The sequence below is a fragment of the Yoonia sp. R2-816 genome, assembly GCF_046762905.1.
In the GTDB taxonomy this organism is placed as follows: Bacteria; Pseudomonadota; Alphaproteobacteria; order Rhodobacterales; family Rhodobacteraceae; genus Yoonia.
Genome location: NZ_JBKQXN010000216.1, coordinates 276,602 through 292,418, shown reverse-complemented (window position 1 = coordinate 292,418; position 15,817 = coordinate 276,602). Strand labels below are relative to the sequence as shown.

The 15,817-nt window shown below is 57.7% G+C and carries 14 protein-coding genes; 7 read left to right on the top strand and 7 right to left on the bottom strand.

The annotated features are described in order from the left end of the window. Positions 1 to 52: 52 nt before the first annotated feature. Both ACFWW2_RS15625 and yghU read right to left on the bottom strand, forming a co-directional pair. Entirely contained in the window at positions 53 to 952 is a 900-nt protein-coding gene (locus ACFWW2_RS15625; RefSeq protein ID WP_393929355.1) for a fatty acid desaturase, read from the bottom strand. Between the two features lie 106 nt (positions 953 to 1,058). Then, the gene (yghU, locus tag ACFWW2_RS15620) at positions 1,059 to 1,922 is read right to left on the bottom strand and encodes a glutathione-dependent disulfide-bond oxidoreductase (RefSeq protein ID WP_393929353.1); all 864 of its coding nucleotides are present in this window, start codon (positions 1,920 to 1,922) and stop codon (positions 1,059 to 1,061) included. A 310-nt stretch (positions 1,923 to 2,232) separates the two neighbouring features. Here yghU and ACFWW2_RS15615 point away from each other — a divergent pair, with 310 nt between their 5' ends. Further along, positions 2,233 to 3,249 carry a LysM peptidoglycan-binding domain-containing protein gene (locus ACFWW2_RS15615; protein ID WP_393929351.1) on the top strand — a complete coding sequence of 339 codons (1,017 nt, stop codon included), beginning with the start codon at positions 2,233 to 2,235 and terminating at the stop codon, positions 3,247 to 3,249. 51 nt (positions 3,250 to 3,300) lie between these two features. Here ACFWW2_RS15615 and ACFWW2_RS15610 read toward each other — a convergent pair whose 3' ends face one another. The 3 genes from ACFWW2_RS15610 to ACFWW2_RS15600 form a co-directional block, all read right to left on the bottom strand. Next, positions 3,301 to 5,016, bottom strand: a complete 1,716-nt coding sequence (locus tag ACFWW2_RS15610) for a substrate-binding domain-containing protein (protein WP_393929349.1) — start codon at positions 5,014 to 5,016, stop codon at positions 3,301 to 3,303. Positions 5,017 to 5,203: 187 nt separating this feature from the next. Then, positions 5,204 to 5,836: a response regulator transcription factor gene (locus ACFWW2_RS15605; protein ID WP_393929347.1), complete on the bottom strand. Its 633-nt coding sequence runs from the start codon at positions 5,834 to 5,836 to the stop codon at positions 5,204 to 5,206. Beyond that, positions 5,833 to 7,257, bottom strand: coding sequence for a cache domain-containing protein (locus ACFWW2_RS15600; protein ID WP_393929345.1), 1,425 nt, complete (start codon positions 7,255 to 7,257; stop codon positions 5,833 to 5,835). Before ACFWW2_RS15600 ends, ACFWW2_RS15605 begins: the two co-directional genes overlap by 4 nt. A gap of 248 nt (positions 7,258 to 7,505) precedes the next feature. Here ACFWW2_RS15600 and ACFWW2_RS15595 point away from each other — a divergent pair, with 248 nt between their 5' ends. The 6 genes from ACFWW2_RS15595 to ACFWW2_RS15570 all read left to right on the top strand — a co-directional run bounded on the left by ACFWW2_RS15595 (position 7,506) and on the right by ACFWW2_RS15570 (position 14,281). Continuing rightward, complete coding sequence (locus tag ACFWW2_RS15595) at positions 7,506 to 8,588, top strand: TRAP transporter substrate-binding protein (RefSeq protein ID WP_393929343.1); 1,083 nt, start codon at positions 7,506 to 7,508, stop codon at positions 8,586 to 8,588. Positions 8,589 to 8,705: 117 nt separating this feature from the next. Beyond that, positions 8,706 to 9,716 carry a TRAP transporter small permease subunit gene (locus ACFWW2_RS15590; protein ID WP_393929341.1) on the top strand — a complete coding sequence of 337 codons (1,011 nt, stop codon included), beginning with the start codon at positions 8,706 to 8,708 and terminating at the stop codon, positions 9,714 to 9,716. Between the two features lie 18 nt (positions 9,717 to 9,734). Next, positions 9,735 to 12,089, top strand: a complete 2,355-nt coding sequence (locus ACFWW2_RS15585) for a TRAP transporter large permease subunit (protein WP_393929339.1) — start codon at positions 9,735 to 9,737, stop codon at positions 12,087 to 12,089. 138 nt (positions 12,090 to 12,227) lie between these two features. Beyond that, positions 12,228 to 12,920, top strand: coding sequence for a phosphatidylserine decarboxylase (locus ACFWW2_RS15580; RefSeq protein WP_393929337.1), 693 nt, complete (start codon positions 12,228 to 12,230; stop codon positions 12,918 to 12,920). A gap of 3 nt (positions 12,921 to 12,923) precedes the next feature. Next, positions 12,924 to 13,661, top strand: a complete 738-nt coding sequence (locus ACFWW2_RS15575; protein ID WP_393929335.1) for a CDP-alcohol phosphatidyltransferase family protein — start codon at positions 12,924 to 12,926, stop codon at positions 13,659 to 13,661. Positions 13,662 to 13,663: 2 nt separating this feature from the next. Beyond that, complete coding sequence (locus ACFWW2_RS15570) at positions 13,664 to 14,281, top strand: class I SAM-dependent methyltransferase (RefSeq protein WP_393929333.1); 618 nt, start codon at positions 13,664 to 13,666, stop codon at positions 14,279 to 14,281. 18 nt (positions 14,282 to 14,299) lie between these two features. On the opposite strand, the gene ACFWW2_RS15565 is transcribed toward ACFWW2_RS15570, so the two are convergent. Together ACFWW2_RS15565 and ACFWW2_RS15560 are read right to left on the bottom strand one after the other, a co-directional pair. Further along, on the bottom strand, positions 14,300 to 14,896 hold the full coding sequence (locus tag ACFWW2_RS15565) for a hypothetical protein (RefSeq protein WP_393929331.1): 597 nt from the start codon (positions 14,894 to 14,896) through the stop codon (positions 14,300 to 14,302). Positions 14,897 to 14,948: 52 nt separating this feature from the next. After that, the gene (locus ACFWW2_RS15560; protein WP_393929329.1) at positions 14,949 to 15,755 is read right to left on the bottom strand and encodes an arginyltransferase; all 807 of its coding nucleotides are present in this window, start codon (positions 15,753 to 15,755) and stop codon (positions 14,949 to 14,951) included. Positions 15,756 to 15,817 lie beyond the last annotated feature (62 nt).

The window sequence follows — 15,817 nt, the reverse complement described above, 5'->3', positions numbered from 1 at the left end:
TGATCTGATAGTGGCCCCCGGTATTCGGCGGAAATGTGCCGCGTGTCGCGTTTCAGGGTTGTTGTCTGTCTCGTCCCGCAAACGGATGTTCGACTGGCTGCTTGACCGCAAAGGCGAACCGTTTGGCAATATCGCTGTAGCCGAGGAACAGGGTGTTTTCGTTGGCTGTCAGGTATTGCTGGCGCCGTTCGGTATAAAGCTTGGGCAGATCGTACCATGGGGTGCGCGGGCTGGCGTGGTGGACGATATGCAGGTTGTTGTTGAGATAGAGCAGGGCCAGCGCCGGGTGCGCCTCGACCACGGCCGAGCGCGCGCCGACATTTTCGGCGGCCTGATGTTCGGCATAGGCGCGCATCGCAGTCAGTGACAGGGCGGGGTAGACCACGAAGATGAAATAGACCCAGAGCGGCATCTGGAAGAGTGTCAGGATGATGGACGCCAGTACGATCATACCCAGAGCATGCAGGCCCCAGGCCAAGCGCACGCCGGGCTGGTTTTGCCGCAGCCGCCAAATCTCTGTCCGGGCGAAACCAATCATGGTAAGGGTCGGCCCGATGATCAGCCGCCCCACAAACGTATTGTTGAGCGCGAAGATATGCCGCTGGAAATCATTCATCTGCCGCACATCGCTTTCGCACCAGAAATAGCTTTCGGGATCCTCGAACGGGTCGGTCAGGTGTTCGTCCCGGTGGTGGTTCAGGTGCAGGTCCCGGTAGCGCTGGTATGGAAAGACGACGGCAAGGGGTAGGCTGACCAGTGCCTCGTTCACGCGTGGCCAGCGGGTGGGGTGCCCGTGGATGGTTTCGTGCTGCAGCGAGGTATGGAAGGCGGCGAGGATGGGTAGTGCGAAGAGCCCGAGGATCCAAAGCGGGGTTGTCCAGAGAAGCCCGGCGATGAGCCAGAGCCCGTAGCATCCGATGATCAGGGCCAACGTGCCCCATTCTGTACGCAATGCACCCGTCTGCAAAACCGGCCTTTCCTCTTATGTCAGGGAATCGCGCGGGCTGTCCCGCTCTCGACTGCGTGATGGTGAGCGGGAACGGGGTATTGGTCAAGAATTATTCGTCAGCCGGTTTGATCTTGTCCCAGGTTTGGGTTTCGAAATCGGATGCGGCGTGCCGTTCGCGCAATTGTTCACTTTCCTCGCCCCAGGCCCTGTTGACCATCTTGCCGCGTTGGAAAGCGGGGCGGTCATAGACGGCATCCACCCAGCGGTTCACATGGCTGTAAGAGCCGGCGTTGAGGAAGGTGGCTGCCTCTCCGTAGATGTCGCCGCGTACCAGTGCGCCGTACCATGGGGCGATGGCCATGTCGGCGATGGTATAGTCGGCACCAGCGATGAAGGCGTGGTCGGCCAGTTGCCGGTCCAGCACGTCGAGTTGGCGCTTGGCCTCCATCGCGAAGCGGTTGATCGGGTATTCCATTGGTTCAGGTGCATAAGCGTAGAAATGTCCGAAGCCGCCGCCCAGATAAGGGGCGGACCCCTGCAGCCAGAACAGCCAGTTCAGCGTCTCGGTTCGTCCCTTGGTATCGGATGGCAGGAAGGCACCGAATTTATCAGCGAGATATAGCAGGATATTCCCGCTTTCGAAGACGCGCGTATCGCTGCTGCGGTCGAGAAGGGCGGGGATCTTGGAATTGGGGTTGATGCCCACAAAACCGCTGCCGAACTGATCGCCTTCTTGAATGTTGATCAGCCATGCGTCGTATTCCGCGTCATGGCCTGCATCGAGCAGCTCCTCGAGCATGACGGTGACCTTGACCCCGTTTGGGGTGGCCAGCGAATGTAGCTGGAGCGGGTGCTTGCCGACCGGCAAGTCCTTGTCATGGGTGGCCCCGGCGACGGGCCGGTTGATACTGGCGAACTTGCCCCCGCTTTCGGCGTCCCATGTCCAGACTTTGGGGGGTGTGTATGCGGTCATTGCGGGCGCTCCTGATCAGTGTTTTGGCATGGATAAAGCGCCGATGTCAGGAGTGCCAGCGGGTTATGTGTTTGTGCATGCATGCTGATTGTGCGTGCTTGGTCACCTATCGTTTGATCATGGGCGCAGGATTTTTCCGAAATGTTCAACATTTTGCCTTATTCTGGGCGATAGTGTCGCAAGTGGAAACTTTAAGAAAAGGTAAATCATTATGACAGGGCACACGAACCATTCTCGTCATTCCGTGAAATGCGAGCAGAATCTGGTTGGTGTAACGAGTTTTGCAGCAGTTGCTGCTTTGACAGTTGGGATGTCGGCCATTGCCCCGACGCAGGCAGAAGCGCAATCGCTTTGTTCCGAATACACGATTGTCAGAGGCGACACGTTGAGCGGCATTGCCAGGACGGCGGGCGTTCAGGGTGGTTTCCAGTTGTTGTTCAGCGCAAATGCGGGTGTGTTGAGCAGCCCCAATATTCTTGAAGTGGGGCAGGTGATTGCCATTCCCTGTGCGGATGGGGCGCTGCCCGGTGCGGCGGCATCGGTTGTGTCGATTGCCACGCCAGTGACGACAACCGCGACCAACCGCCCGGCCACATTTGTTACCGCAAGCGGCTATGCCCCTTTTACGGATGAGGACCTGCCTGAAGGTGGGATGATCACGCAGATGATCACGCGGTCGATGGAACTGGGTAACCCGGATCAGGAATTTCGTGTTGTGTTCGTCAATGACTGGGGATCGCATCTGACCGAATTGCTGCCCAGCGGGGCGTTTGACATGGGGTTCCCGTGGTTCCTGCCTGATTGCACCAAGGTGGATCTGTTGTCGGAGCCGAATGCGCGACGCTGTACGTACTTTGATGCATCCGAGCCTTTCTATGAGGCGGCTGTGGGCTGGTACACATTGAATGGCAGCCCGTTTGCCGCCATGACGGAATATGATCAGCTATTTGGTGCGACGCTGTGCCGGCCTGATGGCTGGTTTTCCTTTGATCTTGAAGGTGAGGGTCTGACACCACCGAATGTGGAGATGGTCTTTGCCAGATCGGAAGAGGCGTGTTGGGAGATGCTGCAGGCGGGTGAGGTTGATGTGATCACCTATGACGCGCTGCCTGCCGAGGAGGATTACACCGAACTGGGCATTGCTGATCAGATCACGGACATACCGGCCCTTGCTTCCAGCGTGACCTTGCATGTGTTTACACCCAAGGACAATCCGAACGGCAAGGCCTATCTGGAAACGGTCAATGCCGGGCTTGAGCAGTTGCGTCTATCAGGTGAGTGGTTTGAGATCGTCCGCAGCCAGATTCAGGAAACCGTCGAAAACTGAACCTGTTGATGATGTGGGGCAGACTGTATCTGCCCCACATCGGCTAGTGTCCTAGGGGCGCACCCAAACCTCGACCCGCCGGTTCACGCGCCGACCGCTGCTGAGTTCGTTGCAGGCTGCCGGTTCAAGTTCGCCGTAGCCAGTGGATACGATCTGCACGCTGTTGCGCACTTCAGCAGGCAATTGTGCCAGCACCGTTTCGCGCACAGTGGCGGAGCGGTTTTGTGACAGCACATCATTGGAGCTGAACGACCCGATGGAGTCGGTGAAGCCTGCGAAGATGACCTCGCTTGGCCGTTCTTCGATGATGTAATCCACAACGCGCCGGATGTCCGCGATTGCCCGGACGTCAAGCCGGCTGGACCCCAGCGCAAAGCGGAAGTTCGTCGAAAGCCGCTGTGTTGTCTGCAGATCGCGCAGCAGATCACGCAACCGGCGCAGTTCGAACGGATCGTCGGTTTCGAACATCGCCTCCTGGATGCGCTGGGCATTCACGGTCTGCGGTTCGACAATCACGCCCAGGTCAATGAACCCGGCTTTGCGCACCAGATCATCCAGCCCGTCTTCATCAAGGAAGTCGAGAAATTCGCGCGCCTCTGTCGAAACGGAGGCCCGGTTATAGGCATAGAACCGGCGCTGCATGATGTATTCTTCGGTCTTGATCGAGAAGACGGAGGGCGTGTTGACGATCCCGCAGGTGGATTCGACCGGTACCGCCCGTGTGTCACGCAGGTTGGCGAAGGGGACAACACCAATGCCGAACGGATCGGCTGCGATCTTGTTTGTCATCTCGCTCATGGTCTGGATGACGTTGATATCATCGCCGAGTTCGGCATCGGCCGGTTCGAGAACAAGTTCGTCGACATAGTGGATGGCGGCGTTTGCCTCATCAAAGGAGTAGACATTGATGGGGGCGTTTGGTCCGCCGATCTGTGACCAGTTGTCGATTTCGCCTGAGAAGATGCGCGGCACGTCAGCCACGTTGATTTTCGGCAGGTTGTTGCTGGGGGAGACCGCCACCACAAGCCCTTCGACTGCCAGAACACGTTCCTGGCCGGGATCGGTGATGATTCCGCCACCGCCTTCGGCGACTTCTTCGATGTCATCGTCTTCTGCCGGTTCGTCGAGGAAGATGATTTCAACCTCGCCTTCGGAGAGGGCTTCGATCGCTTCTTCTTCTTCCTCGATCACGACACCGTAGCGGCGTACATAATCGCCGTCATCCTGGCGCAGACGGATGTCGATCAGGTCGATTGGACCGTCATCATCATCATCGTCGTCGTCATCGTCCCTGGCGTCGTCGTCATCATCGTCATCGTCGTCATCATCTTCTGGTCCACCGGGACGGGGGCGCCCGATGTCATCGGGCAAGGGTTGGCCAAGCCCGTCGGTGGTGATCACGGTTGCGTCGAACCGTTCGGCGAGGCCCTGTGCGACGACCGGCAGAAGCTGATCGGCGATGCCCGCAGAGGCGATCATTTCGAAGGTGAAATCAATCTCGGCGATGTCGTCATCGTCGTCATCATCATCGTCGTCATCTTCTAGCAATGCGCAGTCTTCGCCGACGCATCTGAATGCCCCCAATTGCAGCCTGAGTTGCCCCAGGTCGGTGTTGACGACGACGGTCTCTTCTTCGACCTCGACAATTTCACCGGTGATTTCGATGCTGCCGTCGTTGGAGGTCAGCGTGACCTCGTCCGCCATCGCGCCCGTGGCGACGGTTTGGAGCGCTAGAAATGTCGTTGTCAGGAAAGTTCCGTTTCGCAATACGCGTGATCGGGATGCAGCCTTGTGCAAAACCATAATTGTGTCCACTCGATAACGCCCCCGTAAACCTGTCGTTGCATGAAATATTATGCCAACGCAATGTATTTATGTGGCACGTGTACTAAAGTCACTGATCGGAGTGTCCAGTATAACCTTGGTTTAGATGATCGCGACGCAATTGACGCGATTAGATGCTCGTGCCCTGCAGAACCCCATGTTCCAATGCGTAGCGGGTTAGCCCTGCGGTTGAACTGATTCCCAGTTTCCGCTTGATGTTGTTACGGTGGGTTTCGACGGTTCGGACAGAGATATTGAGGCTGTTTGCCACCTCTTTGTTGGAGTGCCCCTGCGCCAATTCCAGCAGGATGGTCTGTTCCCGGCTTGTCAGCGTTTCGCGCCCGTCGCTGATCTTGGGTTGCAGTGACCCTTTGGCCCCGGTGCAGAGGTATTCCTCGCCGCGCATCACGGTGTCGATGGCGGTGCGGATTTCATCGGTGGGCACGTCCTTGAGGATATAGCCCTTGGCACCGTGGCTGAGGGCGGTCGAGATGTATTCGGGACTGTCATGCATGGACAGGATCAGGATGCGGGTGTCGGGCCGTTCTTCGAGGATCATTTCGGTGGCGTTCAGCCCTGACAGGCCGGGCATGTTCAGGTCAAGCAGGATCACATCGGGTTGCAGTTCGTTGACCCGGTTCACGGCTTCCTGTCCGTTTCCAAGCGTGCCGACGACGCTGATGTCGTCATAGGTTTCAAGAATGGCCTGGATGCCTTCGGTGACCATGGGGTGGTCGTCTACGATCAAGATGCGGATCGTCATGCGCTTTCCTTTGTGTCTTGGGTCTTTTTCTGTGGGCTGAGCATGTGGGTCAGTGGCACCTCGGCCTCGATCACGGTGCCGGAGTTGGATGAGAGCACGCGCAGCGTGCCGCCAAGCTGTTCGATGCGTTCCTGCATGTTGCGCATGCCCAGACCGCTGATTGCCCGACGGTTCGGTTGCGGCCATGTCATGCCCTTGCCGTTGTCGGTGATCCGCAGCAGCGCGCCCTTGCGATGCCCCTTGAGCGACATGTGAACGCGGGTCGCCTCGGCATGCCGTTCGATATTTGTCAGCGCCTCTTGCGCAATGCGGTAAAGGGCGATGCGCGCTTCTTCGTCCAGCCGGTTGCGGAAGACGACGGTTTCGAATTCGGTTTCGGTGCCGGTGCGTTTGCTGAAATCGTCGGTGAGTGCCTGCAGGGCGGGGCCGAGCCCCAGATCATCCAGCACGCCGGGTCGCAGGTCGCGGCTGATCCGCCGCACCTCTTGAATGGCCTGACCCAGCCCGTCGATCCCCTTGTTCAGGATTACGCCGTTTTCGCCCATCTTGCGCCGCGCCAGTTCGAGCGCGTAGCGCACGCCTACCAGCATCTGGCTGATCCCGTCATGGAGTTCGCGCGCGACCCGCCCGCGTTCTTCTTCCTGGGTGTCGATAATCCGTTGGGTGAGATCCTTGAGCTTGGCATCTGCCAGCCGCCGTTCGCGGATGTTGAGGAACATGCCGGTCGTGAAAACGCCCATCAATGCCGCGACGGTGATCGCCACGATGTAGTAGGAGGTGCGGGTAATACGCGTTTCAACGTCCGCGCGGGCGGCGGCGACGTTTTCGAGCACATCGTCGATGAAAACGCCGGTGCCGATGGCCCAGCGCCAGTCCTGCAGGCCGTTGACATAGACGATCATGCGTTCATTGGCGCCTGTCGAGGGCTTGGGCCAGTCAAAGCTGTGATAGCCGCCGCCGGTGCGGGCAATGCGGATCAACTCATCGGTGATGGGCGTGCCGTTAAGGTCTTCCAGACCGCTCCAGTTCTTGCCGATCAGATAGGTTTGCCGGGGGGCGACAAGGTTGTTTCCGTCATAGTCAAAGACAAAGAAATAACCGTCTTGCCCGTAAAGCATGGCGGCCAGTTCGCGGGTGACCGACAGTTTTGCGTCTTCATCGTCGGGCGCGGCGCGCCCGTAGGTGTTGACAAATGCGGTGCGCGCGATGGACAGGTAGTTTTTCAGTTCGGCCCGTTTGGTTTCAATCAGCTGGGTTTCAAGCGCCTGAATCTCGCGTTCGGCCAGTTGCCGTGATTGCGATGTCACCACCAGAAAGATCAGGAAAACCGCCACGACAAGAGGCAGCGTTGCCAGAAGAAACACCTTCTGTCCGTAACTCATACTGACCATGTCGCGCAATCGCGCAAGAAACCCTGTCATGACAAATCCGATACGCGGGAATCAGTTGCGAATCAAACGCCAACCGCGTCTTGTGAGAGGGGGTTTAATGAGTGTTAGCGTATAAACACCCGTCTCAATTGGTAAAAAAATGTGACAAATTTGTGTTTTCTACGCAGTACTACGTATTTTCCGACATGGGTGCGCAGGCTAGTCTGCGCGAACGAAATCGATCTGTCTTCGCCCGGTTTTCTGCGGGGTGGGGGGACTAATAATTGGGAGGCTACTTAATGGATCGTCGTTCTTTTCTAAAAAATTCAGCACTTGGTGGTGGCGCGGCAGCGGCAACCGCACTGGCTGCGCCTGCATATGCGCAGGGCAACCGGACGCTGACACTTGTCACAACCTGGGGCCGCGGCCTTGCCGGTGTGCATGACGCAGCACAACGTGCCGCTGACACAATTACAGCGCTTTCTGGTGGATCGCTGACGATCGACCTGAAGGCGGCTGGTGAGCTTGTCGGTGCGTTCGAGGTGTTTGACGCTGTGACCTCTGGTCAGGCGGACATGTACCACGGTGCCGACTACTACTTTGTTGGTCAGCATCCGGGCTATGCGTTCTTTACGTCTGTCCCGTTCGGTATGACGCCGCAAGAGATCAGCAACTGGTATTATCAGGGTGAAGGTCAGGCCTTCCATGATGAGCTGGGCAGCATCTTTGGTCTGAAGTCGTTCCTTGCCGGTAACACGGGCCCACAGGCCGGTGGCTGGTTCGCCAAGGAAATCGCAGGTCCCGAAGATTTCCAGGGTCTGAAGTTCCGTATGCCCGGTCTGGGTGGCGAAGCGCTGGGCAAGATGGGTGCATCAGTACAGAACCTGCCAGGTGCAGAAGTGTACCAAGCGCTGGCATCCGGTGCCATCGACGGGACCGAATGGATCGGCCCGTGGGCCGACGAAAAGGCCGGTTTCCAGGAAATCACCAAGTTCTACTATACCGCCGGTATGCATGAGCCGGGTGCGGCCCTGTCACTGGCCACAAACCTGGATGTCTGGGAGAGCCTGAACCCTGAGCACCAGAAGATCATCGAGATCGCGTCTGGCGAAGCACACCAGTGGAACCTGGCCCAGTTCATGAACAACAACGGTGCAGCGCTGCAGCGTCTGCAGGCCGGTGGCGTCAAGGTTCTGGAATTCCCTGACAGCGTTTGGGATGCCATGGGTACCGCTGCCAAGGAGACCATGGACCAGTATAACGGTGACGAACTGTATGACCGTATGCGCGCCAGCTATGAAGCGTCGATGCGGTCGTCGTCCGGCTGGATCACACAGTCCGAAGGTGCGTATCGCAACCAGCGTGACCGGGTGATGGGCTAAGCCCTGACGACTGAATGAATGGATCGGGCCCGCTGGAATTGCGGGCCCTTTCACAAGGATTTTCTGGCGCGGTGCGGACCCTTTATGGTGGTCCCCGCGTGGGGTGGGGGAGCTTCGATGGAAGAAGAGATCGCTTGCACAGGGTTTTTCCGTGCGGAGGTTGAGGACACGATCAGTTGTCTGGATGCCTTTGAGGCGGGAGGACCGGTTCAGTTCTTTTTCGGCAACCTTTTGGAAGCCCCTTACAATCTGTTCGACGCGTTGCTGAACCCCAGTTCATGGCTGGGCTGGATCAGCCATATCTCATTACGTGATCGGATTTCAGATACTGAAGCTGGCCAATCGCTGATGCGCTTTATCTACTACGGCGCCTCGGTCGAGTTGTTCTTTGTCGTGCTATGGGTGTTTCTGGTTACGACGATCATCGGGTTGATCAGCAATCGTTTCATGTGGGGCTGCGTGCGCGGCCTTGAAGGCTTTGCCAATGTGGTGGGCCGGATTGCCGCCTGGGCCGGGCTTTTGATGGTGCTGCAGCAAATCATCATCATCTTCATGCAGCGTGTGTTCGCGGTGTCCGAGATATCGCTGGGCCTTGGTGTCAGTTTCACCAAGGATGTCAGTTGGTGGTCTGAAGAGCTGAAGCTTTATAACGCGATCATCGTGTGCATGTGCGCCGCCTACACGTTTGTGCAGGGCGGCCATGTGCGTGTTGACCTGGTCTATTCCGGTGTCAGCTATCGCGCCAAACGGGTGATCGACATGTTCGGCAGCATTGTCTTCATGATCCCTGCTGCCGTGCTGACATGGTTGTTCGGCTGGTTCTTTATGTGGCGCAGTCTGGTGACGCCCCCGACATCGGCGTCGGATGGTTTGGACAGGTTGCTGAACAAGGCCCGTGCATTGAAGTGGAATGTGGAGACCATCGGGTTTTCGCCCAACGGGTTTGACGCCTACATCCTGTTCAAGGTGCTGCTGATCATCTTTACGGCGATGGTAATGTTGCAGGCGGTCGCGTTCTTCTATCGCTCGCTCTTGGAGTTCAGGGAAGGGCCCGCCAGCGAAGGCAAGTATCTTGACAAGGACCCCATCGGCGATCCGACCGCCGAACTGGTCGCAAAAATTCACTAGGATTGGGGCGGTAAGATCATGCTTTTTGGACTTGATGGCATTGAGATCGGCATCATCATCGTCTTTCTGACGTTGTTTGCCGGTATCCTGTCGGGCTTCCCCGTTGCGTTTGCGATCAGCGGCTCTGCCGTGATTTCGTTTGCGATTATCGCCGCTTTGGACAGCTCTGGTTTGCTGATCCACGCCGCCGTGGACCAGAATTCGCCGGAATATGCGGCCCTGATTGCCGAAGGCGTCAGGCCGGATGCGATATCGGTTTTCCGATATCCAGACTTGCCCCGATACGAGGATGCGTTGTTCCCGCAAGGCTGGGAAGTGGCGCTGGATCGTAACGTTGGCTTCCTTGTCAACCGGATGAACGAGCGTGTGCTGGCGGGCCAGTCGATTGAGACGCTGTTGGCTGTGCTGATGTTCGTGATGATGGGGATCATTCTAGAGCGGTCCCGCATCGCTGAGGAATTGCTGACCACGATGGCGAAGGTATTCGGGCCGCTGCCCGGAGGTCTGGCCGTGTCCATTGTGCTTGTTGGTGCGTTCCTTGCCGCGTCGACCGGGATTGTCGGGGCGACGGTTGTGACGATGGGTTTGCTGGCGCTGCCGACCATGTTGAAGAACGGCTATTCGCCGGAACTGTCCACCGGTGTGATTGCCGCGTCGGGGACCTTGGGACAGATCATTCCGCCATCCATTGTCATCGTCCTGCTGGGCACGCTAGCGGGCGATCTGTATTCGGCCGCTCAAGAGGACCGTGCGCGTCTTGCTGGCTGTTCCGACGCGTTGACCTATCTGGGCGAGCCCGCGGTGGTATCGGTCGGGACCTTGTTCCAGGCGGCCCTGTTGCCGGGTATCCTGCTGGCGGTGCTCTATGCCGCATATGCGTTTGGTTTTGCCCTGATCAATCCATCCAAGGCGCCTGCCGTTCAGTTTGAGGGCGGCAAGGACAAGCAAGCCGCACCTGGCGGTCACGCATTCACATGGTTCCTTGCGGTGCCTGTGGCCCTGATCGGCTTTACCATCGGTCTGGGGCAGGTTGGCCTTGTCGGCAATCAATCCGTGATCGTCGACAGCTTTACTGATGCAGGCCAGACGGCGTCTTTGCGGACCAACGTGACTGCCGAATGTCAGGCGTCCATGATCGAGTTGCATGGCGAAGAGGCATGGGCCGCTGCCGTGGCCCAGCAAACAGCGATTGATGAAGCTGGCGGCGTTGAGCAGGCCCGTGCCCTGTCCGAAGAAGAGCGTGCAGCGCTTGTGCTGGACCGTGTTGCGGCGGCGGCGCCGATTGGAACCGGCATTGCCATAACCGCCCTTCTTCTGGGTCTGATGCTGGTGATTGCGCGTGGTGTGGCGCCGTATGCGGATCGCACTCCGCTGATCATCGGGGCTGTGGGGGTTGGCCTGCTTTTGGCGGTCGATGTGTTGATTATCGGGCCGCTGACCACGCCGGGGGCGACCACGCTGATCATCGCGATCCCGTTGATCATCGCCTATATCGGTTTGCGCCCTGCCGCGGCTTATCTGGCCAGCAACGAGATCCTGCGGGTCGTGTTCCCGCCGCTGGTTCTGATCGTCGCTGTGCTGGGGTCGATCCTGGGCGGTATCACCAACCCAACACCTGCGGCCGCATTGGGTGCCGGTGGTGCCATCTTGCTCGCGACATACCGCAAGCTGCAGGAGCAGGGTCGGTCGGGTCGCATGGTATTGCTGACCTCTGGCGCGATCATCCTGATGCTGATCATCGGCGTGAATTTCGATATGCGGTTGGGGCAAGAGGTTGTGCTGTTTGAAAACCGCGTGGCCTATGCCGTTGCATTCGCCTGTTTCCTGTTCTCGATGTTCGGGCTGATCTGGTCATGCGGGGTGCTGCTGTCGGGGGGTGTCCTGACGCCCGCGGTGCGCGAGACGGCCAAGGTCACGTCGATGGTGTTTACGATCCTGATCGGGTCGCAGTTGCTGAACCTTGTCCTGATCTCGTTCGGGGGTGAGCATTACATCCAGCAGTTCCTGCGGTCCTTTGACAGCGAATTGCAGGTGTTCCTGCTGGTCATGCTGGTGTTGTTCGTGCTGGGCTTTGTTCTTGATTTTCTTGAGATCATTTACATCGTGATCCCTATTGTGGGGCCGGTCATTTATGGTGGCACGTTTGACCCGAAATGGGTGACGATCATGATTGCCGTGAACCTGCAGACATCGTTCCTGACCCCGCCATTCGGTTTCGCGCTGTTCTATCTGCGTGGGGTCGCGCCGAAGTCGATTACCACCGGGCAGATCTATCGCGGGGTGATGCCATTCATCGGCATTCAGGTGGCTGGTTTGCTGCTGTTGTGGCTGTTCCCCGGCGTTGTCACGATCGTGCCGAACCTGTTGAACTGACACACGGAAGTTTCCTTTGAATGAGGGGCGGCGCGTCTTGCGCCGCCCTTTTTCCTCTGTCAGTAGTGTCGGAATGAGTGGGTAGAGTGTCGTTTTTGTTAACTGGTCAATCAATAAAAACGAGAGAAGCGATTTTACATGACGATGCTGGGCACTTTCATCAAACCAATGCATCCCGAGGGGCGCAGGTTTGTCGCCATCTTTGCGGCCATTTCCGTGGCTCTGTTTTTCCTGTCCACGTTTCTGGGATGGATCGGGATCGGTCTGACCGTCTGGTGCTACTACTTTTTCCGAGATCCCAAGCGCACCACGCCTGAGCGGGACGGGCTGATCATCAGCCCCGCGGATGGCATCGTGTCGCTGATCGAAAAGGCGGTGCCGCCCCCTGAGTTGGGTATGGCCGATGCGCCATTGACCCGTGTCAGCGTATTCATGAACGTCTTTAACTGCCATGTGAACCGTGCTCCGATTGCTGGCCGGATCGCGGCAGTGGCCTATCGCCCAGGCAAGTTTTTCAATGCGTCATTGGACAAGGCCAGCATAGATAATGAACGCAATTCGCTGTGTATCGAGATGGCCGATGGTCGCCAGATTGCGGTGGTGCAGATTGCCGGGCTGGTCGCCCGCCGCATTGTCTGTTTTGTGGCGCCAGACGCGACCCTGCAGACGGGCGAACGGTTTGGTCTGATCCGCTTTGGGTCGCGGGTGGATGTGTATCTGCCTGATGGCGTTGCGCCGCTGGTCGCGGTTGGGCAGGGCATGATCGCAGGTGAGACTGTGCTGGCAGACCTGACATCGACCGAAGCACCACGGACCGGGCGGACAGCGTAAGGAATGGCGCGCGGTATTCCGACACGATCCGAATTGCCGGTGATCGCATTGTTGCCCAATGCGGTCACGCTGGCGGCGATTTGCGCTGGATTGACGGCGATCCGTTTCGGGTTTCATGGCGATTACGAACGTGCCGTTCTGTTGATCCTGCTGGCAGGGTTTCTGGATGCTGTCGATGGCCGGCTGGCCCGTCTTCTGAAATCCGAAAGCAAGACCGGTGCCGAGCTGGATTCGCTTGCCGATTTTTTGAATTTCGGTGTCGCCGCCCCGCTGCTGCTATACCTTTTTGCATTGGACGAAATGCGCAGTGCCGGATGGATTGCCGTGCTGTTCTTTGCGATTTGCTGCGTGATGCGGCTGGCGCGTTTCAATGTGCAAAACAAGGCCGAGACCGTGGGTGGCGATAAACGGTATTTTGTGGGGGTGCCTGCACCGGCGGGGGCGCTGCTGGCGTTGTTGCCGATGTTCATTTCATTTCTGTTCTCGGATGCGCCATTGATCCGGCCTGAACTGGTGGCACTTTGGATGATCCTTGTCGGGTTGGCGATGATCAGCCGGGTGCCCACATATTCGTTCAAGATGCTGACCATTTCGCGGTCGAATGTGCCATTCTTTCTGCTGGGGGCGATGCTGTTGTTGGCCGCATTGCTGACCTACGTATGGGCCACGCTTGTGGTGCTTGATCTGCTTTATATTGCTGGTGTCTTTTGGGCCTGGCGTGCCGTGAAGACAAAGGAATAACCATGGATATCAATGCTGTCAGCACATCTTATGCCCGCTGGGCCCCGATCTATGACAAGACATTCGGGCTGATCACCAATGCCGGTCGGAAACGGACGGTAGCCTATATCAATCAGCTGCAGGGCAGCGTGCTGGAAGTGGGCGTTGGCACTGGCCTTGCCTTGCGGGAATATGATCCGCATTTGGCTGTGACTGGTATTGATTTCAGCGAAGAGATGCTGGCCAAGGCGCAGGCCAAGGTTGAGGCAGAGGGGCTATCGCACGTCAAAGAGCTGCGCCAGATGGATGCGCGCACCCTTGATTTTTCGGACAACAGTTTTGATACGGTGGCCGCGATGCATATCGTTTCGGTGGTGCCTGAACCGGAGCGGGTGGTGGCCGAAATGGCGCGTGTCTGCAAACCGGGCGGGCGCATCGTGATTACCAATCACTTTGCCCGCGACAAAGGGTTTCTGGCGTTCTGGGAACGTATCACCGCCCCCTTTGCCAACCTGATCGGCTGGCATTCCGATTTCGAGATGGCGCGTGTTCTTGGTGAAGACAGTCTGGCGCTGGCTGAACAGCGGGCGTTTCCGCCCATGGGCATGATGACGTTTCTGGTGCTGGAAAAGCGCGCATAGCGCCGCATTCCCTATCCATTAAGTCCCATTGAAGACGTAGCGGCTTGCAGTGCCCGTTGTTACGGCATTATCGAGTTCACGCATGGTAGTGTCATCGATCTGATATCCGATTGTGCCATCCAGGAATTGTCGAGCCTTGTCTCGCGCCAACTGCATCGTGGATGTCAACAGCGGGTTGGGTGCCTGATCGAAGCCCCATAAAAGCGCTCCGATCCAACCGGCAAGTGTCGCCGCACCCTCATACTGCCGCGGACCGATTGCATCACCGCGCCGTACCGTCATGCGTTGATAGTCGTGCAGGGCGTGACAGGCTTCATGGATGATTGTGCCACGGTTTTGCGGGGTGAAGCCTGGCACGGCCATCAGGGTTCCGTTTTCATCACGGCCCAGAGATGAGCTCACACCAATAAAATGCGTTTCGCCACGTTCTGGTGTCGGGTCATAGTGATTGCCATGACTGAGCTGATAAATGATGTGATCGCTTTCGATCAGATCGGCAATTTCGTGAAAGCCGCGCGGATAGACCCGCAAGTGTCCGTACTGAAAGTTGATCCGACCCGTATTCGCGTGCCGAAGTGTATCTAATGCAGTCTTCTTAAATGTTGTATTAGTCAACTTAGCGCTCCTTTGCTGAAAATAGCTGGAAAGGCCCGCAGACGTTTGAGAGTTAGCTCCTTCCTTCGGGCAGGCTGATCCGCGCGACCTGTTCCGCGATCGGATCGTTGGAGAGCGGATGGACGTCGGCACCGTATTGCGACGGGTCCTGCAGCAGTTCCCAGGTCCCGTTATTGTAGACCTCCAACCCTTTGAACTTGGCTTTGTACCCCATCTTGGGGCTGCCGGGGACCCAGTAGCCCAGATAGACATATGGCAGGCCGAGATCCCGGGCGATGGCGATATGGTCGAGGATGACATAGGTGCCAAGTGACAGCCTGTCGAGCGCCGGATCAAAGAAGGAATAAACCATCGACAGTCCGTCATCGAGGATGTCGGTCAGGCAGACTGCGCTGAGCGCTTCATCTGCTTCGTATTCGATGAGCCGCGAGCGGATCGGCGTTTCCTCGACCATGGCCGCAAATTCAAAGATATCCATGTCGGCCATGCCGCCGGTGGCGTGCCGCCCATCCAGATATTGGCGGAAAAGCGCGTATTGTTCTTCCGTGGCCCAGGGCGATGTCGCGCGCCGTTTCAGGTGGCTCGCTCGTTTTTGAACGCGCCTTTGGCTGCGGCTGGGTGAAAACAGTGAAACGTCGATCCGGGCTGACATGCAGGCCGAGCATTCGGCGCAGGACGGCCGGTAAAGCACATTCTGCGAGCGCCGAAACCCTTGTTTTGAAAGAGAATCGTTTAGTTTTGTTGCTGCGTCGCCCTGTAATGCCGTGAACAGCTTGCGCTCCATCCGGCCCTCAAGATAGGGGCACGGCTGGGGGGCCGTCACATAGAATTGTGGTGCGATGGGCAGCGTATGGCGCATATGCGGGTCCGATTGATTTTGGAAACTTTAACAACCGATCCCGCTTACGCCAAGCCCCTTAC